Origin of the sequence: Aestuariivirga sp. (assembly GCF_044238155.1) — a bacterium.
Taxonomy (GTDB): domain Bacteria; phylum Pseudomonadota; class Alphaproteobacteria; order Rhizobiales; family Aestuariivirgaceae; genus Aestuariivirga.
This window is the reverse complement of sequence record NZ_JBIIDX010000003.1, coordinates 1-22,472: the sequence shown is the minus strand read 5'-3', so window position 1 is coordinate 22,472 and position 22,472 is coordinate 1. Positions and strand designations below refer to the sequence as shown.

Here is a 22,472-nt window from a genome sequence, read left to right as displayed (position 1 = left end):
AGCACGCTTATTTACGTCCATGAGAAGGGATGGAGGAAGACCTGTCGGTGGCCGAGTGCGCCGGATTTGGGCGGCAGTAGTGCTGCTGGCGGTGTCCTGCTGCCTCGCCGGGCCGGTCTGGGCAATTGACCAGGTGGATATTGCCGGGCCAGTGGACCAATTGGATCTCGGCAGTTTTCTTGCGGGCCTTCAGACAGACAAGCGCGACATCTCGATCGAACGTCCTGATGCCGCTGCGGGGGTTCGCCCCCAGATGCCTCTCACCGCGAAAGGCCCGGGCCCACTCTATAATTGGGTAGCAACAGGCTTCAGCAATGGTGCGTCCGAGCCGCGCAGCGTGATCCTGGCAATCCCGCAACAGGGGATCACCGCCTCCGGATTCTATCCCCTCCGTCTGGCAGGACAGCGGGTCTATGGCGTCACGCTGGCTGGTGACGGCGAGATTGAGCCACTCTCCACTCCGGGTGAGAATGCATTCGTTCTTACCATGCCGCCCGGTGGAACCGCATCGGTCGCTTTCGAGGTGACGCCTGGACCTCTGCCGGTCACGCTTTGGCAGCGTGATGCCTACGAGGCTCACAAGGACTATCTGTCGTTCCTGCGTGGCGCTCTGCTGGGCATTTCCGTGCTGATTGCAGTGGCAATGTTTCTGCTGCATGGCTTTCGTGCCCGCGCGCTATTTCCTGTCGCCGGTGGATTTGCCTTTGCTTGCGTCGGCTTTCTGTTGTTCGAGGCGGGGCACCTGTCGCCAGTTGTTTCACTCCTGTCCGTGCCGGTGTTCACCACGCAGGTCCTCAGATCTCTGATCGAAGGCACGATGGCAGCCTTTCTGATCCTGCTGATCGCCATGTTGTCAGACGTCCATCGAGTATCCCGGCTCGGAGGGAATCTGCTGTTGCTGGCCGGAGGGCTGGCCTTTGCCATTCCCATCTATGGATTTGCCGAGCCATTCCTCGCGACTGCCGCAGCTCGCGCGGTATTCTCTGCGGTTGCCCTGCTTGGTTTCGGGCTTTCATTGTTCGTGTGGTTGAAGGGTGAAGCCAAACTGGATACTGCCGTCGTTGGTTCCGGCGCCATCTTGCTGTGGACCTTGATGGCAGCTCTTGCTGCAATGTCGTCCGATCCCGCTTCAAGCATTGGTGCTGTGGTCACAATCGGCCTGTGTTTGGTCTTGGTGGTGCTGGGGTTTGGGCTTGCCCACCACGCCTTCAGCCAGGGCTATCTGTCTCGGCACTTCTTCCGTGAAACCGGTCGCCATACGCTGGCTCTCGCCGGTGCGCGGGCCTATGTCTGGGACTGGCAGCCCGAGGAGGGCGAACTTTATGTCAGCCCCGAGATCGGTCGTGCGCTCTCCCAGCCCTTGCATCTTCAGGAGGGTATCGCCGGGGAAACATTTCTCGAAATCATGCACCCGTCAGACCGCTCTGCCTATATGGCAGCCGTAGAACAGGGGGCTAGCCTCGGACGGGCTCCCATCGAACGCAAGTTCCGTCTGCGTCATGGTGACGGAAGCTATCGCTGGTTTGAACTCCGGGCTCGCGCAATCCCCGGGCAGGGCGGGCGTGCCGCTCGCTGCATCGGTACGCTCGCCGACGTGACCAGTGCCAAACTGATCGAGGACAGGCTTCTCGAGGACGCAGTCTATGACATGGTCACCGGGCTTCCCAACCGGGCGCTTTTTACCGACCGTCTGCAACGGGCAATCGAGGCCGGAGAAGGGGGGTCTTCCAGCCTGTTCGTCATGCTTCTCGACCTTGATCGTTTCAAGATGGTCAATGAAGCCATGGGTCATGATGCCGGTGACGCACTGCTCTCGGTCGTCGGCCGCAGGCTCAAGGCCCAAACCGATCAGGCAGATACCGTCGCACGCATGCCAGGTGACCAGTTTGCGATCCTGTTCCACCAGGTTCCTGGCCGCCAGGATGTCGAGGCCTATTCCGAAGTGCTTCTCAAGAGCGTGGGGTTGCCGATTGTCATTGATGACCAGGAATTCTTCCTGACGGCGTCCATTGGGATAGCGCAGGTAGGGCCCGAAACACGAGATGCAGCTCAATCGCTGCGGGAGGCGTCCGTCGCGCTCTACGAGGCGCGGCGGCGTGGAACGCAGGCCATCGAGTTGTTCAATCCGCAGATGGTTGATGACCGGGCTGAACTGGTCCTGCTTGAGGCAGAGCTGCGCCGTGCGATTGAGCGCAACGAAATCGAGATTCACTTCCAGCCAATTGCGCGCCTGTCCGACATGCAATTGGCAGGATTTGAAGCCCTGGTTCGCTGGCGTCATCCGAGCCTGGGCCTTCTGGCGCCTGAAAGTTTCCTTGGCCTGGCTGAAGAGACCGGCATGATCCGTGACATCGGCCGGGTAGTGCTGAATGAGGCCGGCCGCCAGCTTGGCATCTGGCAACGTGCTCACCGCAGCAGCGAAACAATCTTTGTCGCAGTCAATATTTCGTCTTCACAGCTCATTGAGCCTGGCCTTCTTGATGACATCAGACAGATCATCAATCGAGAAAGTCTTGTGCGTGGAAGCTTGAAGATCGAAGTCACCGAGTCGCTCGTCATGCAGTATCCGGAGCGTGCGTCCCAGCTTCTGGAGCGCTTCCGCGAGAGCGGCATTGGCTTGTCCTGCGATGACTTTGGCACCGGCTATTCCTCGCTCGCCAGCCTCTGCAGACTTGCGTTCGACACACTGAAGGTTGACCGCAGCTTTATCGTGCCGGACGCGGAGGATGAGCGTGCATCCGTCATTCTGCAGTCCATCATCGACATGGCTCATGCGCTGGGTCTCACCATTGTCGCCGAGGGAATTGAAAGTCAGGAACAGGTCGACCGCCTGGGACAGCTCGGTTGTGATTTTGGCCAAGGCTTTTTCATCGGGAAACCATTGTCTGCAAAGCAGATCAGTGATGCATTTGGAGCGTTACCCTACGCGCGGTCCTCCGGCCGCACCGCCATCACCTGGTTGTGGGAGCGAGCTCAGAAGGACCCAGCGCCTGAGCCTCGTCTTGTGAAGGTAACCTCCAGCGAACCTGAAAGCATAACTGACCCGGAGCAGGGGCCTGCCCAATCATCAGAGAAGCCCAGGCTGGTGCCAACGCTTGAAATCGTGTCTGCTCTTCATGAACAGCCGATCGATGTGTCTTCTGAAGAGGACATATCCCCGCCGCCACCGATGCGGCGGCAGCGCAAGCGAAAGCGCCAGGTGAGGCTTCTGCAACACGAGTGGGATACGTCAGGCGCGCCCTGACTCAGTCGACAACATGGCTGGATCAATTTTCAGCTTTCGAAGCGCGGCGACATAGCGCGCCGCAAAATCGAGCCGGAAAATGATCTCATCGTCTGCTTCGCAGGTCAGCCAGCCGTTGCGCTGAATTTCATCTTCGATCTGGCCGGGAGCCCAGCCGGAATAGCCGAGTGCCAGCAGGGCGCGCGTTGGGCCCTTACCGACGGCCAGGTCTCGCAAGATGTCAACCGTTGCCGTGATCGCTATCGAGTCTGAAACAGGCAGGCTTGCCTCTTCTGAAAGATAATCGCTGCTATGCAGTACGAAGCCTCGTTCCGGTTCAACCGGTCCTCCATACAGAACTGGCATCGCCAGGATGTCTGGCGCATGGTCAGGTGGTGTGTGGGGGAGAAGGTCCAGCTGTGCCAATAGATCCCCGAAACGCATGAGCGGGGCTGTCTTGTTGACGATAAGGCCCATCGCGCCCTGCTCGGAATGGGCACACATGTAGATCACACTTCTGTCAAAGCGTGGATCGCTCATGCCCGGCATGGCGATCAGAAGCTGTCCGCTGAGGAAGTGGGTGCCGGTCATGACCGTATTCCTGTCTGAGGTGCGAGATTAGAGCAAGTCCCGTCCTGGAGGAAACAATCCCTTTGGCGAATGGCTTGGCTGCCCCAACTTCCGTCCCCATTGAAACTGCGCATGTGGCCCCTGGCGATCACCCCTGTCCGAGATCGGCTGGCTGGTCCCCTCGTCATTGACCCTATGGCGTGACAGCCCGTGGAGGCCCGAAGTGGTCACAACCGGCTTTGCTTCGGATCAGGTGTTGGCGCGAGGCCTCTTTTCTTCCATATAGGCTTCATGACGTATCGATTTCTCATTGCTGCCGCGGGCCTCTGGCTGATGTCCGTTGCTGCGGCAGGTGATGCGAAGCCCTATAGGGTCTCTCTGGTGGGGGGTGGCCTCGCTGGTGGGGTCTGGCAGGCTGGTGTCCTCGTGGAGCTTGATCCCGGCTGGAAGACCTATTGGCGCATGCCCGGGGACTCTGGTGTGGCACCCCAGTTCACCTGGACCACCTCGGTTCCAGCTGAAGTCTCGGTAAGCTACCCGACACCGGCGCGCTATTCCGATGCTGGAGGCGAAACAGTGGGCTACAAGAGCCAGGTGTTGTTTCCGGTAACTGTCAAGGCAGCAGCGGCAGATGAATTGACACTCACGCTCGATCTGTTCTTCGGCGTCTGCAAGGATATCTGTATCCCGGTACAGGCTCAAGAATCCATTCGGCTGACGTCGCAGACTCAAGATCCGGCTGGCTCAGCCCGAATTGAGGCCGCTCAGCAGACAAGTCCCCGTCCGGGCGAGGCGATTTCAGTGGGCAAAGTTGTTGAAGAGTCGGGCGCGCTATGGCTTGAGTTGCACCTCTCTCAGCCAGTTGGCGATGTTTTCGTTGAATCCCTGACGTCAGCCTATTTCCGCGCACCGGAATTTTCACAAGACGGTCGTGTAGCGCGTCTATTGATCGACAATCTCAGTGATCCTGCAAAACTTCAGGGTCAGAGGCTCACCCTTACCTACACGATAGGTGGAAAGGGTTATGAACAGGTCTTGTCACTCAACTGAGGCAAGTCCATCATCGAAATCAGCAAGGAGATGAACAATGACGATCAAGCCTGGTGACAAGCTACCTGCCTGTGAGTTCACGGTTACGACCGCCGATGGCCCGCAGAAGGTGTCCTCAGATGTCATCTTTGGCGGACGCCGGGTGGTTCTTATCGGACTACCCGGGGCTTTCACCCCGACCTGCAGCATGAATCATCTGCCGGGCTTCATCACTGCGCATGATGCAATCAAGTCTCATGGCGTGGATACCATTGCCTGCACGGCGGTGAACGACATCCATGTCATGAAGGCATGGTCGAAGGCCACAGAGGCAGATGGCAAGATTCTCATGCTGGCGGATGGAAACGCCGAGTTTGCCAGGGCGGCCGGGCTGGAGCTTGACCTTGTGGCGGCTGGCATGGGCCTGCGTTGCAAGCGCTATTCCATGATTGTTGATGATGGCGTCGTAAGGGTGCTCAATATCGAGACAGAGCGTGGCGTCAATCTTTCCAGTGCAGAGACCCTGCTGAAGCAACTGGCCAGCGAAGGACGGGCCTGACTGAGTGCGCCTTGTCAGAGCGGAATGAGTCCTGGTGTACCCCATTGATTTCCTCTCCCCGCAATGGGGAGGGAAACCTACGTGTGATTCCAGACAATTTCATCGTGCTCTAGAGTCAGCGCTTGTAGGGGGCCATGCCTTGGCGGGCGAGCTCGTCGGCGCGCTCGTTATCGTCGTGGCCAGAATGCCCCTTTACCCAGTGCCATGAAACAAGGTGCCGAGACAGGGCCTGGTCCAGACGCTGCCAGAGCTCGACATTCTTGACGGGCTTCCGGTCGGCAGTCTTCCAGCCATTCTGTTTCCAGCCATGGATCCACCTGGTGATTCCATCTTTCACGTAGCTCGAATCGACGTGCATCATGACTGTGCATGGCCGTTTCAGTGTTTCAAGCGCCACGATGGCGGCCATGAGCTCCATCCGGTTGTTGGTGGTCTCCGGCTCGCCACCCGAGAGTTCCTTTCGGGTGCCATTGTATTCAAGGATTGCGCCCCAACCGCCCGGTCCCGGGTTGCCGGAGCATGCGCCATCCGTATGGATGATCACCCGATCGGCTGTCATGGAGCTGTCGATGTCTCGCGCAGCTCCCGGGGCAGCTTGAAGGCGACGTTTTCTTCCCGAAGGCTTACGGTCTCTACCGCGACATCGTAGTGATCCCGGAAGGCATCAATCATTTCATTCACGAGGCTCTCTGGCGCCGAAGCACCGGCGGTTATCCCGATGACTGACAGGCCCTCGAGAGTCGACCAGTCGAGGTCGCTGGCGCGCTGTACCAGCAGGCTGCGCGGCGTGCCATGACGCGCGCCCACTTCGACGAGGCGCTGCGAATTGGAGGAATTAGGAGCGCCCACTACCAGCAAAAGTTGTACCCGGGGTGCAATTGACTTCACGGCTTCCTGCCGATTGGTCGTTGCGTAACAGATGTCCTCCTTGTACGGACCGCGGATCGAGGGAAAGCGGCGCTGCAGTTCGGAAATGACATCCCGGGTATCGTCAACCGACAGCGTGGTCTGTGTGATATAAGCCAGCTTTTCAGGGTTGAGGACGGAGATCCGCCTGGCGTCTTCCACGGTTTCAATGAGCCGAACCGCTCCGTCAGGCAATTGGCCCATTGTGCCGATGACCTCCGGGTGCCCCTGATGGCCAATCAGGATGATTTCGAATCCTTCGGCATGGTGGCGCTGTGCCTCCATGTGCACCTTCGTCACCAGGGGGCAGGTGGCATCAAGCTGGAACATGTGCCGGGCCGCGGCCATGGCAGGGACTGATTTTGGTACCCCGTGAGCGGAGAACACAACGGGCCTGGTGGTATCCGTGACCTCGTCGAGCTCCTTGACGAAAATGGCTCCTTTGGCCTTGAGGCTGTCGACGACGAATTTGTTGTGAACGATCTCGTGGCGAACGAAGACGGGCGCACCATAAAGCGCGAGGGCCCGTTCGACGATGTCGATCGCCCGGACGACCCCAGCGCAGAAGCCCCTGGGGGCCGCCAGCAGGATGGTGAGCGGTGGTTTGATCATGGGCCAAGAGTTGCGGGCGGTCGCAGGCGTTGTCAACAGCCTCATCATCGGCCAGTTGTCAGCCCCGCTTGACTTGTATCCGGATCGGCCTAGTCTCTGGATAGTTCAGTCTAGCGTCCAGCGCGGAAGAGACTGGTTCGATCCAGCGCCGAAGGAGCAACCGCCCCGGAAACTCTCAGGCAAAAGGACCGCTTGGGCGCAAGTCGAACTCTGGAGAGTAGTGGGCTCAGCTTGAGCACACTCACCGAAGGAGCCAAGCGGAACCCTGCCAGTCGGGCAATGTCCGTGAAATCTCTCAGGTCTCGTACAGAGGGGGCAGATTCGGCTGTTGCCGGATCTGGCTTGACCTTGTCCGGAGACGCTGAATGAGTGAGACACCCACCAAGAAAACCTCGCTTTATGACGAGCACCTGAAACTTGGTGCCCGGCTCGTGCCTTTTGCCGGCTACGAGATGCCGGTTCAATATCCGACCGGCATCATTGCGGAGCATGGCTGGACGCGCAGCAACGCGGGATTGTTCGATGTGTCGCATATGGGGCAATGCCTGATTTCGGCAAGCGATTTCGAGACCGTTGCAACGGCCATGGAAAGGCTTGTTCCTGCAGATGTTATTGGCCTAACGCCTCGTCAGCAAAGGTATTCGCAACTCCTCTCGGAAGAGGGCGGCACCCTCGATGATCTGATGGTCACACGACATGACCGGGACGGCACGCTTTACGTTGTCGTAAACGCTGGCCGGAAAGAACATGATTACGGCTGGATCAGCGCCAGACTTCCATCAGGAGTTGAATTTCGTCGCCTCGACGGCCTATCGCTCTTGGCACTTCAGGGTCCGAGAGCCGAAGATGTGGTGGCCCAATTCGCCCCAGCCCTGCGGCAACTTCCGTTCATGAACTACGCTGATGCAGAGATCGCCGGCATCAGGGTCCAGGTATCCCGATCGGGTTACACGGGCGAGGACGGCTTTGAAATTTCGCTCGATAGCGCCGACGCTCCGCGGCTGTGGAGTGTTCTTCTCAGCGACCCCTTGGTGAAGCCGATCGGCCTTGGAGCGCGGGATTCGCTCCGTCTTGAGGCAGGCTTGTGCCTTTACGGTCATGAACTCGATGAAACAATTTCACCAGTGGAGGCCGATCTTCTCTGGTCAATTTCGAAGCGTCGCAGAGCTGAAGGTGGTTTTGTCGGTGCGGCCCGCATCCAGAAGGATATTGCCGGTGGCGTATCCCGCAAACGTGTGGGCATCCGGCCTGAGGGCCGCGCTCCGGCGCGCGATGGCACAGTCATCATCGATGCAGACGGCAAGGAGATCGGCCGGATCACATCTGGCGGGTTTGGGCCCACCGTGGGTGGCCCGATTGCCATGGGCTACGTTACTCCAACCTTTGCCAGCCCCGGAACCAAGGTCAACCTCATGGTTCGCGGAACGCCGCTGCCCGCCGAGATCGTCAAGCTACCTTTCATTCCCAACCGTTTCAAACGCTAGGAGACTGCCATGACCGTGAAATTCAGCAAGGACCACGAATGGGTAAAAGTCGAAAATGGCATCGCCACGATCGGCATCACCAATCACGCCCAGGAGCAACTCGGCGATGTTGTGTTCATCGAGCTGCCAGCCGTCGGCAAGACAGTCGCGCAACATGGGCAGGCTGCTGTGGTCGAAAGCGTCAAGGCTGCCAGTGAGGTCTACGCCCCAATTTCTGGCGAGGTTGTCGAAGTCAACAAGGACCTGGAGGGCGATCCGGCGTTGGTCAACCGGGCGGCCGAGAGCGAAGCCTGGTTCATGAAGGTCAAGATCTCCAATCCCGCCGAACTCGAAGGCCTGATGGACAAGACGGCCTATGACAAGTTGATTGCAGGTTGAATCATGCCCATGACAAATCGTCCCAGCTTCGCCGAACTTGAACCCGGTGCCAACTTCATCGCGCGTCACATTGGCCCGGACCCTGCCGATACTGCCGAGATGCTGAGAAGCCTCGGATCGTCCTCGCTTGAAGATTTCATCAATCATGTGGTGCCTGAACCCATCCGCACCAAACGGCCGCTCGAACTCAAGAAGCCCATGCCAGAGCGCACGGCGCTGTCCTATCTCCGCAAGATGGCTGATCGCAACGATGTTTTCGTGTCGATGATCGGCATGGGTTACTATGGTACTGTGACGCCAAAGGTCATTCTGCGGAATATTCTCGAAAACCCTGGCTGGTACACGGCCTATACGCCCTATCAGGCCGAGGTCAGTCAGGGCCGTCTTGAGGCATTGCTGAACTTTCAGCAGATGGTCGTCGATATGACTGGCCTTGATATCGCAAACGCTTCCTTGCTGGATGAAGGCACTGCCGCTGCAGAAGCCATGGCAATGGCTCGGCGCGTCGCAAAATCGAGTGCCCAAGCATTCTTCGTTGATCGAGACACTCACCCACAGACCATTGGCGTTATCACAACCCGTGCGAAAGCCTTCGGTTACGAGATTATTGTCGGCGACCCGGCAAAGGACTTGAAACCCGAATCGGTTTTTGCCGCGCTGCTTTCCTATCCAGGGTCATCTGGCGAGGTGCGTGACTGGCGGGCCGTCATTGCCAAGCTTCATGGTAGCGGTGCGCTGGCAATCATGGCAACCGACTTGCTGGCGCTTGCATTGCTCACCCCTCCGGGAGAACTAGGCGCCGACATCGCCATTGGCTCGGCACAGCGCTTCGGTGTTCCCATGGGTTACGGCGGGCCGCATGCAGCCTTCTTTGCCACCAAGGACGATTTCAAGCGTGCAATGCCGGGCCGGGTCATTGGTGTTTCGGTCGATTCCGAGGGCCATCGCGCGCTTCGCATGGCTCTGCAGACCCGTGAGCAGCACATCCGGCGCGAAAAGGCGACGAGCAATATCTGTACGGCGCAGGTGCTGCTTGCCGTGGTTGCCTCGATGTTTGCTGTCTATAACGGCCCTACGGGTATCCGCAAGATGGCAGAGCGCACGCACCGCATGGCGGAGATCTTTGCCGCCGCCGTTACGGCGTTTGGATATGAGGTGACGACGAAATCCTTCTTCGACACCCTGACACTGCACGTGCCTGGCCGCGCTCACGCCCTGTGGGCACGGGCCAAGGAGCAGCGAATCAACCTGCGCTTTGTTGATGCGGACCATCTCGGTCTTTCTTTTGACCAGTCAGTTCGTCGCCAGGAGCTTGAGCGACTGCTCACAGTTTTCAAGACAGATGCGATGGAGAGAGTCTCGATTGACGTCATCGATCGTGGTGTGAAGGATGTGATCCCGGAACCGCTGCGGCGCACTTCCAGCTTCCTGACGCATCCCGTGTTTTCCATGTATCACTCCGAAACGGAGATGCTGCGTTACCTGCGGCACCTTCAGGTCAAGGATATTGCTCTTGATCAGGCTATGATACCTCTGGGCTCCTGTACGATGAAGCTTAACGCCACGACGGAAATGATACCCGTCACCTGGCGGAGCTTTTCGATGCTGCATCCCTTTGCTCCGCTCGAGCAGGCGCAGGGCTATATGCAGCTGTTCGAGGAGCTCGAGGAGATGCTGGCGGAAATCACCGGTTTTGACGCTGTATCGCTTCAGCCAAATGCTGGCAGCCAGGGTGAGTATGCCGGGCTTCTTGCCATTCGAGGTTACCATCAGTCACGTGGGGAGGCGCATCGTGATGTTTGTCTCATTCCTGTGTCGGCACATGGCACCAACCCGGCTTCGGCCGTCATGGCTGGCATGAAAGTTGTGGTTGTTGCCTGCGATGCGCACGGAAATGTGGATGTTGATGATCTGCGCGCGCGAGCATCTGAGCATGCAGCTAATCTGGCGGCCCTGATGATAACCTATCCTTCGACGCACGGCGTGTTCGAAGTAGCAGTCAAGGATATTTGCGCCATCGTGCATGCGCATGGTGGCCAGGTCTATCTCGATGGCGCAAATCTCAATGCTCAGGTTGGACTTGTGCGCCCGGCCGAACTGGGCGCCGACGTTTGTCACATGAACCTGCACAAGACTTTTTGCATCCCGCATGGCGGCGGTGGACCGGGGATGGGACCGATTGGCGTAAAGGCGCATCTGGCCCCTTTCCTGCCAGGGCACAGTGTTGTGACTGGCGTCAATCCGGCCGCTGGCCGCGACCAGTCGCAGGGCGCCGTTTCAGCCGCACCCTGGGGTTCGGCATCGGTCCTGCCGATCTCCTGGACCTACATTGCCATGATGGGTGGTGAAGGTCTGCGCAAGGCGACGATCATGGCGATACTCAACGCCAATTACATGGCAAGGCGCCTCGATCCGCATTTCCCCGTGCTCTACAAGGGGCCGGGTGGCTTTGTTGCGCATGAATGCATCATCGATCTGCGTTGGCTCAAGGAGCGCACGGGGCTGAGTGTCGAGGATGTGGCCAAGCGCCTGGTTGACTATGGTTTTCATGCACCGACCATGTCGTTTCCTGTGGCTGATACACTGATGATCGAGCCCACCGAATCAGAGTCCAAGCGTGAACTTGATCGTTTCTGTGATGCGATGATCGAGATCCGGCGCGAGATCGCCGAGGTTGAGGAGGGAAGGGCAGACCGCCTCGACAATGTGCTGAAGAATGCTCCTCACACCCATCGCCTGTTGCTGGGCGACTGGAAACATCCCTACACCAAGGAAAAAGCGTATTTTCCATTGAAGGGCTATTCCAACGACAAGTATTGGCCTCCGGTAGGCCGCGTGGACAATGTGTTTGGGGATCGTAACCTGGTGTGCACCTGCCCCCCAATGGCGAATTACATGGAGGCGGCAGAGTAAATTCAGCCTAACGGCCATCATGCCCGGGCCAAGTGTCTTGCCCGGGCATGCTCTTCGCCCAAAAAGCAAATGGCCGGTTCTGGACCGGCCATGATGCGAAAAGCAACTGCGTTGGGTGGTAAACTAGTTCAGCCGGTTCTTCACCGCAGTAATTGACGACTCGATGAGGGCAGCCGCCCTTTCGCCCTTTGTGGTTTCAGCCATCAGCTTTTGTGATGCTGCCACTGCAAGCTCGGTTGCCAGGCTGCGGACTTCCTTAATGGCTGCGGCTTCCGCTTGGGCGATCTTCTGCTCGGCCTGCTTGGAGCGGCGCTCAAGCGTTTCAGACAGTTTGCGACGCGCTTCCCCAGCATATTCCTCAGCATCGGCCTTAGCGGCTGCCACGATTGCCGCAGCCTCTTTTTCGGCATCCAGCCGCTTTTGCTTATACTCGGCCAGCAATGCCTCGGCCTCCTTGCGCAATGCCGCGGCGTGCTCCAGTTCCTTTCGGATGCGCACAGCCCGTGCATCAAGACCTGCCCCCATCGCCTTGAAGCCGCCAGCATATGCAACGACACCAAGGAAGATCACCAGGGCTACCAGAGCGAAGAATGTGGCATCGAAATGCATGAACGACTCCCTCAGCCCTTCAGCCCGCTGATGGCTTTTGCTACATCTGCCTTGCTCACCTGAGTACCAGTGAGTTCAGCCACGATTTCGGCTGCTGTTTCCGCAGCCACGTCGCCCACATCCTTCATGGCCAGAGTTTTTGAGGCAGCGATTCGCGCTTCGGCATCGGCAATCCTCGCAGCCAGTGTCTTGTCGAGGGCGGCACGCTCTGATTCCACCTCGCCACCAATACGTGCCCTCGTTTCGGAGGCAATGGCCTGAGCACCGGCACGCGCATCGGCAAGGGCTTTCTCGTAAGACTGGATGGCCAATTCCGTTTCGTTTTTCAGGGCCGATGCTTTTGCGAGATCGCCTGCAATTGCGCTGTGTCTGCGTTCCAGAACCTGCGCCATTCGCGGCAATGCCAGCCTGCTCATCAGGACATAAAGCAGACCAAAGAACACCACGAGCCAAAAGATCTGCGAAGGATAGGTGGTCGCATCCATTGGCGGAAAGGCGCCGGCATGGCCCCCATCATGTCCGGTGCTCTCTGTCGTCTGACCCGTTTCGCCAGTCACGGCAGGGACCTCGGCTGACGGGGTCTCCGTGGTGGCTTCAGCGACGACGAAGGTCGATTGCGACATGTCTTGAGCCTCTATTTCCAGAACCAAGGCGGGCCTGAGGCCCGCTTGGCGCTGGGGAAGTTGCCGGAAGGCGGACTTGGATCAGGTGAACAACAGAAGAAGGGCGACGACGAGCGAGAAGATGCCAAGACCCTCTGCCAGCGCCGCGCCAATCAGCGCGTTGGTGAACTGGGCAGGCGCGGCGGCAGGGTTGCGCAGCGCGCCGGCAAGATAGTTGCCGAAGATATGGCCCACGCCGATGCCGGCGCCGCCCATGCCGATACAGGCGATACCGGCGCCGATCATCTTTGCTGCTTCTGTTTCCATGTCAGTCTCCTCGCGTTTTGGGAAGTGTTGGGTTGAAGGCTGTGTGTCAGTGATGGGTGTGCAGCGCGTCGTTCAAGTAGACGCAGGTGAGAATGGCAAAGACGAAGGCCTGCAGGAACGCCACCAGGAATTCGAGCGCGGTCAGCGCCACGGCCATCCCCAGCGGGGCCACGGACCCAATGATGCCGCCGAGGCCCAGCGCGCCGAGGCTCACCACGAAACCCGAGAAAACCTTGAGCACGATGTGGCCGGCCAGCATGTTGCCGAACAACCGCAGCCCCAGGCTCACCGGGCGCGACAGGAAGGAGATGACCTCGATCAGCGAGATGAACGGCAGGATCACCATCGGCACGCCGCTCGGCACGAACAGCTTGAACCAGCCCAGCCCGTGCTTGGCGATGCCGACCACGACGACCAGCGCGACAACGAAGACGGCGAGCGATGCTGTGACGATCACATGACTGGTGACCGTGAAGAAATACGGGAACATGCCCAGCATATTGGCGGCGAGCACAAAGGAGAACAGCGAGAACACCAGCGGGAAAAACGGTTTCCCCTCCGGCCCCAGCACGTTTTTCACCATATTGTGCACGAATTCGTACCAGACCTCGCCAAGCGTCTGCAGGCGGCCCGGCACGAGAGCGCCCCTGCCTGCAGCGGCCAGCAGAATGGTGGTCACGGTCGCGACCGCAATGCCCATGAACAGAGCGGAGTTCGTGAATGAAATCTCGAACCCGCCGAGGTGAAACGGACCGGCAAGATCCTTGATCTGAAACTGGTGGATCGGATCGTTGGCCACGATCAGTCCTCTTCTTCATCGTCTTGAGCCGCTTTTGGCGGCGGGTTTGGGTCGAGCCGTTCCTTGGCCGGTGGCGCCCTGTTGGCCGAACGGGCCATGTTCAGGATGCCGGCTCCGAATCCAAGGAGCAGGAAGATAATCAGGCCGAAAGGCGAGGTGCCAAGCAGCCAGTCGATGCCATATCCGATGAGGCCACCGACCAGTGTTCCGGCAACAAACTCGCTCGCAAGCCGGTAACCCTTGGCATAGCCAGCGGCGCCCACCAAGCCTGCATGCGGTCTAGCGTTTTCCGCCTGTTCGGACCGTTCGGCCGCGATCCGACCGGACAAGTCCTTGAGACGGGCGGAAAGCTCGCCCAGCTCGGGTCGGGAAACTCGCTCCGGCGACCGATCGTCGCCTTGATTGGTCATATGCCAGACCTCCAGGCAAACGGCGGGCGGATTTTGAGAGGATCCCCTTCCAAAGCGCGCGCACCATAGTTGTGGGTCAGCAGGCTGTCAAGCGGCGGATACCTATTCCAACCTATTGAAAACAATACTGATAATTCCCGCTCATCACGCTGCGTCGATTCGCGCGCCGTTGGCTGTCACTTAAGCACGCCAAGGCTGTCAAGATAGCTTCGAAGTAGCTCTGGCGTGATGAATTGATGGGCCTGCATGCCGATCGCCTTGGCCCCTGCCACATTGTGCGGGTTGTCATCGATGAAGAGGCAACTGGCCGCGTCCAGGCCGTTGCGGTCCAGCAGGAGCCGATAGATCGCAGGGTCGGGCTTGACCAGACCTTCCTCTCCAGACACGACGATGTCGCGGAACTGCTTCAGGAAATCGAACTTATCCCGTGTTTCCCGGAACTTGTCCTGGTGCCAGTTGGTGATTGCGTAGAGGGGTGTGTGCTGGCTGGCGAGCGTTTGGAGAATTTCCACGCTTCCGGAGATTGGACCGAGAATGGTTTCCGACCAACGCGTATCATAGGCCGTGATCGCAGTTGCGTGCTGAGGATGACGCGCCGTGGCCTCGGCGATGGCTTCCGCAAAGCTCCGGCCGCGATCCTGCTCAAGGTTCCACTCCGGTGTGCAGACGTGAGTGATGAACCAGTCGACCTCCTCTTCATTGGCGAAAATCTTGCGGTAAAGCGCCCGCGGATCCCAAGCGATCAGCACATTGCCGATGTCAAAGACAACGTTGAGCCCGCCTGTCATGCAGACTTGGCGACTGCCATGGTTTCAGCTTCGGCAAGGTTGACGGAAACTAGCTGTGATACGCCCCGTTCAGCCATGGTGACGCCAAACAGACGATGCATCCTTGCCATCGACAGCGCGTGATGGGTGATGATCAGGAAGCGCGTTTCGGTACGCTCCAGCATCGCGTCCAGAAGGTTGCAGAAACGCTCAACATTGTGGTCATCCAGTGGCGCATCGACCTCGTCGAGCACGCAGATCGGGGACGGATTGGTGAGAAACACAGCGAAGATCAGCGACATCGCCGTCAGGGTCTGCTCGCCCCCGGACAGCAGCGACAAGGTGGTGGGCTTCTTGCCTGGCGGATTCGCAATGATTTCGAGGCCTGCTTCAAGCGGATCATCAGACTCGATCAGATGAAGCTCGGCCTTGCCGCCACCAAACAGCGTGGTGAACAACTCACTGAATTTCTGGTTCACGCTTTCAAAGGCATCAAGCAGCCTCTGGCGGCCTTCGCGATTCAGGCTTGCAATGCCGCCGCGCAGCTTGTTGATCGCCTGGATCAGATCATCGCGTTCCTTGACGATCCCCTCAAGTTGCGCGGCAACCTCGGCTGCTTCTTCGTCTGCACGCAGATTGACGCCCCCAAGCCTTTCGCGGTCCTCGCGCAGGGAGTGCAGCTTGCGCTCAATGTCCTGGGCGGCCGGGATCTCCTCGCTCTCAAGACCGGCGGTGGCCAAGGCCTCTTCGGGATTGCAGTGCAGCGCTTCTGCGATGCGCTGCACGGCGGCATCAACGCGCGCCGTGCTCGCCTCCAGCCGGGCGCCCATGCGGGCGTGATCTTCGCGCGCGGCAGCAAGCAGTTCCTGCACGGCACGCAAGTCCTGATCGGCCTCGCGCACGTTGTTTTCGGCCGCTTGCAGGGTATCTGAGGCGTCTCGCTTGCCCTGCTCGGCCTCAGCCAGCGTGTTCATCAGCTTGACCCGGCGCTCCGCCAGTTGTTGTGGAAGCGCGGAAAGTTCTGCGATCGTTGTGCGGGCCTCGTCGCCACGTTGTTTGAGTTGATTGATTTGGTCATGGGCACGCGTGGCCCGCGCAGTCCACTGTGCCACTTCGCGCTCAATGGTCTCCAGTCGTGAGGCGCGGGCACTTGCCTCGCGCTCCAGTCCGTCGTGCGTGGCGCGCGCTTCTGCATATGCAGCCCGCTGCTGATTTACGATGTCACGCAGACTGCTGAGAGCTGCCTGCTGCGCATCGAGAGCGGGAAGCCCGGCCGCTTCCGCGCTTGCCTCGGCCAGACGTGCCCGGCTTTCTTCCAGCGCATCCGAAATCCGGCGTTGCGCCTCGTCGAGTGCGCTCGTCTGGGCCAGGCGTTCCGCCACCTGTCGTTCGTGAGTGGCAAGCGCACGGCGGGCAAAATCAACCGCGGAGAGTGCTGCCCGATGACCTTCGCGCTTCTCACGTTCGAGCCGGACGGCAGCCTCTACGGCAGCGCGGGCGTCGTCAAACAGCGTTCGCGCCACATCGGCCGCAGCGGTAGCCTCGGCCATTTCGGTCTCAAGCAGGGCAAGCCGGTTGCGTTCGGCGAGGCGTTTGGCTGCGGCGGAAGGGGCGTCTGCGGCCGCAGTGAAGCCATCCCATCGCCAGCAATCCCCCTCGCGGGAGACGAGCCGTTGTCCAGGCTTCAGTTGTGGCTGCAGGGCCTGTCCCAGTTCGCGCGACACAACGCCAATGTGACCAAGGCGGCGCTGCAGGGCAGGCGGGCCTGAGACGAAATTGCTGAGGGCCTCGGCTCCGGCAGGCAGCGGTGCGGTTTCAGCAAGAGGCGGCAGACCGCGCCAATGCACTGGCGCGCCTTCATCGGCAGATGCATCCATGTCGTCGCCGAGCGCGGCGCCGAGTGCCACTTCATAGCCCTGGGCGACATTGATCTGATCGACAAGCGGTGGCCAGAGATCGCCACCTCCTGCCTTGAGTAATTTTGTCAGCGTGCGTACTTCCGTCTGAAGCCGGTCAGCCTTTCGCCTTGCGTCGTCATGAGCCGCCCGGCTTTCGGCCTCGGTGCTCCGAGCCAACCTGACGGTTGCTTCTGCAGAGCCCGCAGCCTGTTCGAAGTCCGCGGCCTCTGCGATCGCGTGGTCAACGGCGGAAGCAAGGTTCTGGGCATCACCATCCACGCTGAAGCGCGCCAGCAGAGCCTCGCGCTTGCCTTGGGTCTCCGACAGCTCGTTCTCCAGCTTGCCGACGCGCGCGGCATGCTCATCAATGGACCGCAGAATAGTGTTGCGGCGAGCCGTCAGCTCGGAGAGCAGGGCGCCGGCCTCGTCCGCTGCCTCCTGCGCGCGTGACAAGGCCTCGGCAGCCTCCTGCAGTGAAACTGCAGCCGAGGCACGCACCTCGGCGCCCAAATCCTGCTGAGTCCTCAAGGCAACTTCTTCGGCACCCAGTTCTTCCAGAACGCGGCTGGTATCGCCCAGGAGGTCCTGTTCCCTCACCAGATCGGCGTCGATCTGGGCCACCCTGCGTTCCAGCTCTTCACGGCGTTCGGCGGCACGGCGCTCTTCTTCGTCGAGCACGTTGCGTTCGTGAACCACCCTCTGCAGTACGGCGGCGCGTACGGCCTCCTGCTCGCGAAGGGCGGGCAGTTTTTCACCCAGATCGTCGCGCAGCCGCAGCTTTTCCGATGCGGCCCGCGTGTGCTCGGCAAGAATGCGTGTGGCCTCATCAAGAGCAGCCGAATCCTGAGAACACGATTCTGCGGCTTCCTTCCAATTCACGTAATGGCCCATCGCCTCAAGCTTGCGGATTTCGGCGGACAGGCCTTTGTATCTTTGCGCCTGGCGCGCCTGGCGCTTGAGGCTGTTCAGCTGGGTCTCAAGCTGAGCGGTTACATCATCGAGCCGCGTGAGGTTCTGTTCTGCGGCACGGAGCTTCAGCTCGGCCTCATGCCGGCGCGTGTGGAGGCCCGTGATGCCTGCTGCCTCCTCGAGGATCAGTCGGCGCGCCTGAGGCTTTGCGCTGATGATCTCGGCAATCTGGCCCTGCCGCACCAAAGCGGGCGAGCGAGCGCCGGTGGACACATCAGCAAATAAAAGCTGCACGTCGCGGGCGCGCACGTCGCGGCCATTGATTCGATAGGCCGAACCCGAGTCGCGCTCGATGCGGCGAGATATCTCGAGAGTTTCCTGGTCGTTATAAGGCTGGGGGGCGCTGCCATCGTCATTGACCAGCGTGACCAGCACCTCCGCCATGTTGCGGGCAGGCCGCTGCGTTGTGCCGGAGAAAATCACATCGTCCATGCCCGTGGCGCGCATTGACTTGTATGAGCTTTCGCCCATCACCCAGCGCAGGGCTTCAAGAAGGTTCGATTTGCCGCAACCATTGGGCCCGACGATGCCGGTAAGGCCTGGCTCAATCAGCAGGTCTGTGGGCTCCACAAAGGATTTGAATCCTGTAAGCCTCAACCGCGAAAACTTCATTCTGGACCCCAGCCTTCAACTTGCCGCTTCGGCGGCACAACTACAGCAGCTTGTCGATTTCGGACTTCAGAGAGTCATAAGTCTGTTCCCCGACAAGCTTCTTGCCGTTGAGGAAAAACGTCGGCGTTCCCTGAACCCCAAATTTCGCGCCGCCATCCCGGATTTCCATGATGCCCTTGGCGAGTTTCTCATCCCTCAAGGTGTCATTGAACTTTTGCTCGCTGAAACCAGCCTGCTTGGCGATGTTCAGAAGACCCTCCGCCGGATTCTGCACCCAAGTGTCGAGTGTGTCGAAAAACACGCCGATCAATGGAAAATAAGACTCTTTCGGTGCGGAGCGTGCAATCATGAAAGCGGCGAGTGCGGCATCATTCAGCGGAAATTCGCGGAAAATGAAACGGATCTTGCCGGTATCCACATAGTCTGCCTTGATCTTGGGCCAGACGTCCTTGTGGAAAGCCGCACAATGCGGGCAAGTTGCCGAAGCATACTCAACCAGCGTCACCGTGGCGTTCTCGCCTCCCCCAAGGGACATGTCCCCCAGCGACGGCGGTTTAAGGAGTTCGGCAGGGTCGACGTCTGCCAAGGCAGGGGCAACTGCTGCAAGTGCCGCAATTGCGGCGCCCAGTTCAAGTACGCGACGGCGGGAAATCATGTTCATGGTGACTACCTACTAGATGTTGGGGGTCCGAACCATACGTTATTTGCCTTGTGGAGAACTCCGCCGGGTGGTGGCAACCCCCCGCCCCAGACGCTCAAGGGCAGTTCGAAGCGGATCATCCTCTACGCTTTCAACTTGTTGTTTAAAAACATATTTTTCTGGAAGAGGCGGTTTGGTGCGGACGCGTCCTATGGGCTGCGACCCCTGCACCACCTTGATCGCGGCGATGGCGCCATAGCCGAAGTAACTGTTGATTCTCGCAATGATGCGGGATGCTTCATATTGTAGGCCAAGGGCCTGACCGGGTGCTGCCCGGATCACCAGCGTGCCACCCTGTTTGCGTTGCTGATCGGAGGCGCCTCTTGGCCACTTGATTCGTTCGGGTGCTGATACCCCAGCCAGTTCGCTGCCCACGATGGCCTCCCAGTTGGCCACCGCGTCGGCGGCGGCAAAGCCGTAGCGCGCGAAGGCTACCCGCGTGATCTCCTTAAAATGCTTGGACAGGGTTTCCATTGCCGGTGCCGAAAGCTGTTCTATATCGGAAGGCTATAACAGGAGTTTCAGACTTGCGCAGCAGCATGGCCAGAAAAGGGCCGGGGTTTCAGGCCGCTCGCCGCTTGTTGGCCTGGTATGACGCGAACGCCCGTGTCCTGCCCTGGCGAGCGGCAAACGGTGTTAAGCCAGATCCCTACCGTGTGTGGCTGTCTGAAATCATGCTGCAGCAGACAACGGTGCCCGCGGTGAGGTCCTATTTCGAGAAGTTCACGGCACTGTGGCCATCCGTCGAAGCGCTTGCCGCTGCGCCCCTTGACGATGTGCTGCGAGCCTGGGCGGGCCTTGGTTATTATGCGCGGGCACGAAACCTCCACGCCTGTGCCCGGCAAGTCATGCTGCGCCATGGCGGCCGCTTTCCCCAAACCGCAGATGACTTGCGCGCCCTGCCAGGTGTCGGGCCCTACACGGCTGCGGCCATTGCTGCAATTGCCTTCGGACAGCGCCATGCCGCGGTTGATGGAAACGTTGAGAGAGTCATCAGTCGTCTCCACGCGATTGAAACACCGTTGCCAGCTGCAAAGCCTCTCATCCGGGAGTTTGCCCAGGCGCTTGTGCCGAAGGCGCGAGCTGGCGATTTTGCGCAAGCCATGATGGATCTGGGTGCCACGATCTGTACGCCGCGTGCGCCCGCCTGCGGCCAATGTCCATTCAACAAGGTATGTGAGGGTCGACGCAAAGGCTTGGCCTCATCCTTGCCGCGCAAGCTCGACAAGAAGAAACGCCCCGTGCGGCATGGTACGGCGTTCTGGATTCAGCGTGATGATGGCGCAGTCCTGTTGCGGCGCCGGCCGGAAAAGGGACTTCTCGGGGGCATGATGGAAATTCCGTCAACTGCGTGGGGGCCCCGGTCCGCTGATCCGGAGGGCCAAGCGCCTCTGCAAGCTGCCTGGCGAGCCATTTCTGGCGAAGTGACCCACACCTTCACTCATTTTGACCTGGTGCTGGTGGTCTGGCTGGCGACCCGCATCACGACCGGCGAATTGCTCGATGATGGTGATTATCGCTGGGTGGCTCCCGCCAGCCTTTCCGAAGAAGCCTTGCCCACCGTTATGCGCAAGGTAGTGGCGCATGTCCTCGGCCCCGTGGCAAGATCGCAGACGGCGCAGCAATGACCTTCAATATTTTGAAACTGAGCTAGAGCAAGCACCGACCTTATCGAAGCGCGCCACCGGAGGTAGCCTCGGGTTTCGGTGGCGGCGGGCGTCCAGTTTGCAGCACTTCTCACGAGGACCCCCAGTCCTCGTTTCGGACCTCTCCTGCCCGCTCACGCCGCCGCGACCGAACGGCGCTGTTTCAATCAGGTCGGTTCTTGCTCTAGGCGGCCGTGGCCATTTCGGCGCGCAGTTGCTGGCGAAGCATGTCGATGGGAACGAGATTGGCACCCTTCTTCACGTGCCAGAAGGTCCAGCCATTGCAGGCCTCAGAGCCCTGAACATGCGCGCCGATCTTGTGGATGGAGCCCGATGCATCCTTGCAGGCAATGGAGCCGTCTGCGCGTACACGCGCTGCAATACGACTCGACGGGTCGAACAGCATCTCTCCTGCCTTCACGAGGCCGCGCTCGATCAGCGAACCGAATGGTACCCGAGGTTCGGCTCGTTTTCCGGTTGTGACCTTCAGCGCTTCAACCGGGAGAGCCTGTGTTGCATCAATGCGTGACAGGGCTGCCTCTGCATAGGCATCCTCCCGCTCGATCCCGATGAAGTTCCGGCCCAGCTGCTTCGCGGCAACCCCGGTTGTTCCGGTGCCGAAGAATGGATCCAGCACCACGTCACCCGGATTGCTGCTCGAGAGGAGAACACGGTGGAGGAGTGCCTCAGGCTTTTGTGTCGGGTGAAGTTTTTCGCCTGACCTGGTCTTCAGCCGCTCCGACCCCGTGCAAAGAGGCAAGGTCCAGTCTGAGCGCATCTGTACCTCGTCGTTGAAGATCTTCATCGCCTCGTAGTGGAAGGTGTACTTGGTATTGGCGTCGCGCGCCGCCCAGATCAGGGTTTCGTGGGCGTTTGTGAAACGTCGCCCGCGGAAGTTCGGCATCGGATTGGTCTTGCGCCAAATGACGTCATTGAGAATCCAGAACCCCAGGTCCTGCAAGATCGAGCCAACCCGGAAAATATTGTGATACGACCCGATGACCCAGAGCGCGCCAGTTGGCTTCAGGATGCGGCGGCATTCGGCCAGCCAGCCGCGCGAGAAGCGGTCATAGGCCTCGAAGCTTTCGAACTGGTCCCAGTGGTCGTCCACAGCATCGACCTTGCTCTGGTCGGGCCTCGTCAGACTTCCCGTGAGTTGCAGGTTGTAAGGCGGGTCTGCAAATACCAGATCCACCGAGGCTGCGGGAATCTTCTTCAGTTCCGTCAGGCAATCGCCGACCAGAATCCGATTATGCAGGGGCCGGATATCCGGCCGAGTCTCGAATCCCATCCCACTTCCCCTCTGCGCAAACGCAACACACTCAAGACCGCGCATGATGAATCCTGCCGAGTCAGGCGTGAATCGGTTTCGGTCGGGATGGTTAACGCGGGAGCAGGGCGGCGACCGGAGCAAAACTCCTGCGGTGAAGGGGCGAGGGGCCATGACGCATCAGTGCGG

General features: G+C 59.7%; 20 protein-coding genes and 1 riboswitch. Of the genes, 7 read left to right on the top strand and 13 right to left on the bottom strand.

The window, feature by feature from the left end:
• The first annotated feature begins 55 nt into the window (after nt 1–55).
• Complete coding sequence (locus tag ACILRN_RS00680) at nt 56–3,244, top strand: putative bifunctional diguanylate cyclase/phosphodiesterase (protein WP_395684664.1); 3,189 nt, start codon at nt 56–58, stop codon at nt 3,242–3,244.
• Here ACILRN_RS00680 and ACILRN_RS00675 read toward each other — a convergent pair.
• Nucleotides 3,230–3,814 (bottom strand): YqgE/AlgH family protein, encoded by a 585-nt coding sequence (locus ACILRN_RS00675; protein WP_395684663.1) that lies wholly within the window; start codon nt 3,812–3,814, stop codon nt 3,230–3,232. The genes ACILRN_RS00680 and ACILRN_RS00675 overlap by 15 nt on opposite strands.
• Before the next feature lie 270 nt (nt 3,815–4,084).
• Between ACILRN_RS00675 and ACILRN_RS00670 the strand changes: the two genes are divergently transcribed.
• Together ACILRN_RS00670 and ACILRN_RS00665 are read left to right on the top strand one after the other, a co-directional pair.
• Entirely contained in the window at nt 4,085–4,843 is a 759-nt protein-coding gene (locus ACILRN_RS00670; RefSeq protein WP_395684662.1) for a protein-disulfide reductase DsbD domain-containing protein, read from the top strand.
• A 37-nt stretch (nt 4,844–4,880) separates the two neighbouring features.
• Complete coding sequence (locus ACILRN_RS00665) at nt 4,881–5,381, top strand: peroxiredoxin (RefSeq protein ID WP_395684661.1); 501 nt, start codon at nt 4,881–4,883, stop codon at nt 5,379–5,381.
• 115 nt (nt 5,382–5,496) lie between these two features.
• On the opposite strand, the gene rnhA is transcribed toward ACILRN_RS00665, so the two are convergent.
• Both rnhA and ispH read right to left on the bottom strand, forming a co-directional pair.
• Nucleotides 5,497–5,940 carry a ribonuclease HI gene (gene rnhA / locus ACILRN_RS00660; RefSeq protein ID WP_395684660.1) on the bottom strand — a complete coding sequence of 148 codons (444 nt, stop codon included), beginning with the start codon at nt 5,938–5,940 and terminating at the stop codon, nt 5,497–5,499.
• On the bottom strand, nt 5,937–6,899 hold the full coding sequence (gene ispH, locus ACILRN_RS00655) for a 4-hydroxy-3-methylbut-2-enyl diphosphate reductase (RefSeq protein ID WP_395684659.1): 963 nt from the start codon (nt 6,897–6,899) through the stop codon (nt 5,937–5,939). The genes rnhA and ispH overlap by 4 nt, the downstream gene beginning before the upstream one ends.
• A 113-nt stretch (nt 6,900–7,012) precedes the next feature.
• Nucleotides 7,013–7,100: riboswitch (glycine riboswitch) on the top strand.
• 164 nt (nt 7,101–7,264) lie between these two features.
• Between ispH and gcvT the strand changes: the two genes are divergently transcribed.
• From gcvT to gcvP, 3 genes are read left to right on the top strand one after another with little or no spacing between them, the layout of a single operon-like run.
• Complete coding sequence (gcvT, locus tag ACILRN_RS00650; protein ID WP_395684658.1) at nt 7,265–8,383, top strand: glycine cleavage system aminomethyltransferase GcvT; 1,119 nt, start codon at nt 7,265–7,267, stop codon at nt 8,381–8,383.
• 9 nt (nt 8,384–8,392) lie between these two features.
• Nucleotides 8,393–8,761: a glycine cleavage system protein GcvH gene (gcvH, locus tag ACILRN_RS00645; protein ID WP_395684657.1), complete on the top strand. Its 369-nt coding sequence runs from the start codon at nt 8,393–8,395 to the stop codon at nt 8,759–8,761.
• 3 nt (nt 8,762–8,764) lie between these two features.
• A complete protein-coding gene (gcvP, locus tag ACILRN_RS00640) occupies nt 8,765–11,674 on the top strand; it encodes an aminomethyl-transferring glycine dehydrogenase (RefSeq protein ID WP_395684656.1) in 2,910 nt (969 codons plus the stop codon).
• Nucleotides 11,675–11,797: 123 nt separating this feature from the next.
• Here the strand turns inward: gcvP and ACILRN_RS00635 are convergent, their stop codons facing one another.
• The 9 genes from ACILRN_RS00635 to ACILRN_RS00595 all read right to left on the bottom strand — a co-directional run bounded on the left by ACILRN_RS00635 (nt 11,798) and on the right by ACILRN_RS00595 (nt 19,841).
• Nucleotides 11,798–12,283 carry an ATP F0F1 synthase subunit B gene (locus tag ACILRN_RS00635; protein ID WP_395684655.1) on the bottom strand — a complete coding sequence of 162 codons (486 nt, stop codon included), beginning with the start codon at nt 12,281–12,283 and terminating at the stop codon, nt 11,798–11,800.
• A gap of 11 nt (nt 12,284–12,294) precedes the next feature.
• Nucleotides 12,295–12,906: a F0F1 ATP synthase subunit B gene (locus ACILRN_RS00630; RefSeq protein ID WP_395684654.1), complete on the bottom strand. Its 612-nt coding sequence runs from the start codon at nt 12,904–12,906 to the stop codon at nt 12,295–12,297.
• Between the two features lie 81 nt (nt 12,907–12,987).
• Nucleotides 12,988–13,212 carry a F0F1 ATP synthase subunit C gene (locus tag ACILRN_RS00625; protein ID WP_395684653.1) on the bottom strand — a complete coding sequence of 75 codons (225 nt, stop codon included), beginning with the start codon at nt 13,210–13,212 and terminating at the stop codon, nt 12,988–12,990.
• A 46-nt stretch (nt 13,213–13,258) separates the two neighbouring features.
• Nucleotides 13,259–14,011, bottom strand: a complete 753-nt coding sequence (locus ACILRN_RS00620; RefSeq protein WP_395684652.1) for a F0F1 ATP synthase subunit A — start codon at nt 14,009–14,011, stop codon at nt 13,259–13,261.
• A 2-nt stretch (nt 14,012–14,013) separates the two neighbouring features.
• Complete coding sequence (locus ACILRN_RS00615; RefSeq protein ID WP_395684651.1) at nt 14,014–14,421, bottom strand: AtpZ/AtpI family protein; 408 nt, start codon at nt 14,419–14,421, stop codon at nt 14,014–14,016.
• 176 nt (nt 14,422–14,597) lie between these two features.
• Nucleotides 14,598–15,209, bottom strand: coding sequence for an HAD family hydrolase (locus tag ACILRN_RS00610; RefSeq protein ID WP_395684650.1), 612 nt, complete (start codon nt 15,207–15,209; stop codon nt 14,598–14,600).
• Nucleotides 15,206–18,667: a chromosome segregation protein SMC gene (smc, locus tag ACILRN_RS00605; RefSeq protein WP_395684649.1), complete on the bottom strand. Its 3,462-nt coding sequence runs from the start codon at nt 18,665–18,667 to the stop codon at nt 15,206–15,208. Before smc ends, ACILRN_RS00610 begins: the two co-directional genes overlap by 4 nt.
• Before the next feature lie 40 nt (nt 18,668–18,707).
• Nucleotides 18,708–19,328 carry a DsbA family protein gene (locus tag ACILRN_RS00600; protein WP_395684648.1) on the bottom strand — a complete coding sequence of 207 codons (621 nt, stop codon included), beginning with the start codon at nt 19,326–19,328 and terminating at the stop codon, nt 18,708–18,710.
• 39 nt (nt 19,329–19,367) lie between these two features.
• Nucleotides 19,368–19,841 carry a DUF721 domain-containing protein gene (locus ACILRN_RS00595; protein ID WP_395684647.1) on the bottom strand — a complete coding sequence of 158 codons (474 nt, stop codon included), beginning with the start codon at nt 19,839–19,841 and terminating at the stop codon, nt 19,368–19,370.
• A gap of 65 nt (nt 19,842–19,906) precedes the next feature.
• Between ACILRN_RS00595 and mutY the strand changes: the two genes are divergently transcribed.
• A complete protein-coding gene (gene mutY / locus ACILRN_RS00590) occupies nt 19,907–20,995 on the top strand; it encodes an A/G-specific adenine glycosylase (protein ID WP_395684691.1) in 1,089 nt (362 codons plus the stop codon).
• 202 nt (nt 20,996–21,197) lie between these two features.
• Here mutY and ACILRN_RS00585 read toward each other — a convergent pair whose 3' ends face one another.
• Entirely contained in the window at nt 21,198–22,304 is a 1,107-nt protein-coding gene (locus ACILRN_RS00585; protein WP_395684646.1) for a site-specific DNA-methyltransferase, read from the bottom strand.
• Between the last annotated feature and the right edge of the window lie 168 nt (nt 22,305–22,472).

What these genes read in the sequence shown, in the direction of transcription:
- ACILRN_RS00600 (WP_395684648.1), bottom strand. Translation starts at nt 19,328, where the DNA reads ATGAACATGATTTCCCGCCGTCGCGTACTTGAACTGGGCGCCGCAATT.
- ispH (WP_395684659.1), bottom strand. Translation starts at nt 6,899, where the DNA reads ATGATCAAACCACCGCTCACCATCCTGCTGGCGGCCCCCAGGGGCTTC.
- ACILRN_RS00585 (WP_395684646.1), bottom strand. Translation starts at nt 22,304, where the DNA reads ATGGGATTCGAGACTCGGCCGGATATCCGGCCCCTGCATAATCGGATT.
- gcvH (WP_395684657.1), top strand. Translation starts at nt 8,393, where the DNA reads ATGACCGTGAAATTCAGCAAGGACCACGAATGGGTAAAAGTCGAAAAT.
- gcvP (WP_395684656.1), top strand. Translation starts at nt 8,765, where the DNA reads ATGCCCATGACAAATCGTCCCAGCTTCGCCGAACTTGAACCCGGTGCC.
- smc (WP_395684649.1), bottom strand. Translation starts at nt 18,667, where the DNA reads ATGAAGTTTTCGCGGTTGAGGCTTACAGGATTCAAATCCTTTGTGGAG.
- ACILRN_RS00610 (WP_395684650.1), bottom strand. Translation starts at nt 15,209, where the DNA reads ATGACAGGCGGGCTCAACGTTGTCTTTGACATCGGCAATGTGCTGATC.
- gcvT (WP_395684658.1), top strand. Translation starts at nt 7,265, where the DNA reads ATGAGTGAGACACCCACCAAGAAAACCTCGCTTTATGACGAGCACCTG.
- ACILRN_RS00670 (WP_395684662.1), top strand. Translation starts at nt 4,085, where the DNA reads ATGACGTATCGATTTCTCATTGCTGCCGCGGGCCTCTGGCTGATGTCC.
- rnhA (WP_395684660.1), bottom strand. Translation starts at nt 5,940, where the DNA reads ATGACAGCCGATCGGGTGATCATCCATACGGATGGCGCATGCTCCGGC.
- ACILRN_RS00625 (WP_395684653.1), bottom strand. Translation starts at nt 13,212, where the DNA reads ATGGAAACAGAAGCAGCAAAGATGATCGGCGCCGGTATCGCCTGTATC.
- ACILRN_RS00595 (WP_395684647.1), bottom strand. Translation starts at nt 19,841, where the DNA reads ATGGAAACCCTGTCCAAGCATTTTAAGGAGATCACGCGGGTAGCCTTC.
- mutY (WP_395684691.1), top strand. Translation starts at nt 19,907, where the DNA reads ATGGCCAGAAAAGGGCCGGGGTTTCAGGCCGCTCGCCGCTTGTTGGCC.
- ACILRN_RS00675 (WP_395684663.1), bottom strand. Translation starts at nt 3,814, where the DNA reads ATGACCGGCACCCACTTCCTCAGCGGACAGCTTCTGATCGCCATGCCG.
- ACILRN_RS00615 (WP_395684651.1), bottom strand. Translation starts at nt 14,421, where the DNA reads ATGACCAATCAAGGCGACGATCGGTCGCCGGAGCGAGTTTCCCGACCC.
- ACILRN_RS00665 (WP_395684661.1), top strand. Translation starts at nt 4,881, where the DNA reads ATGACGATCAAGCCTGGTGACAAGCTACCTGCCTGTGAGTTCACGGTT.
- ACILRN_RS00630 (WP_395684654.1), bottom strand. Translation starts at nt 12,906, where the DNA reads ATGTCGCAATCGACCTTCGTCGTCGCTGAAGCCACCACGGAGACCCCG.
- ACILRN_RS00635 (WP_395684655.1), bottom strand. Translation starts at nt 12,283, where the DNA reads ATGCATTTCGATGCCACATTCTTCGCTCTGGTAGCCCTGGTGATCTTC.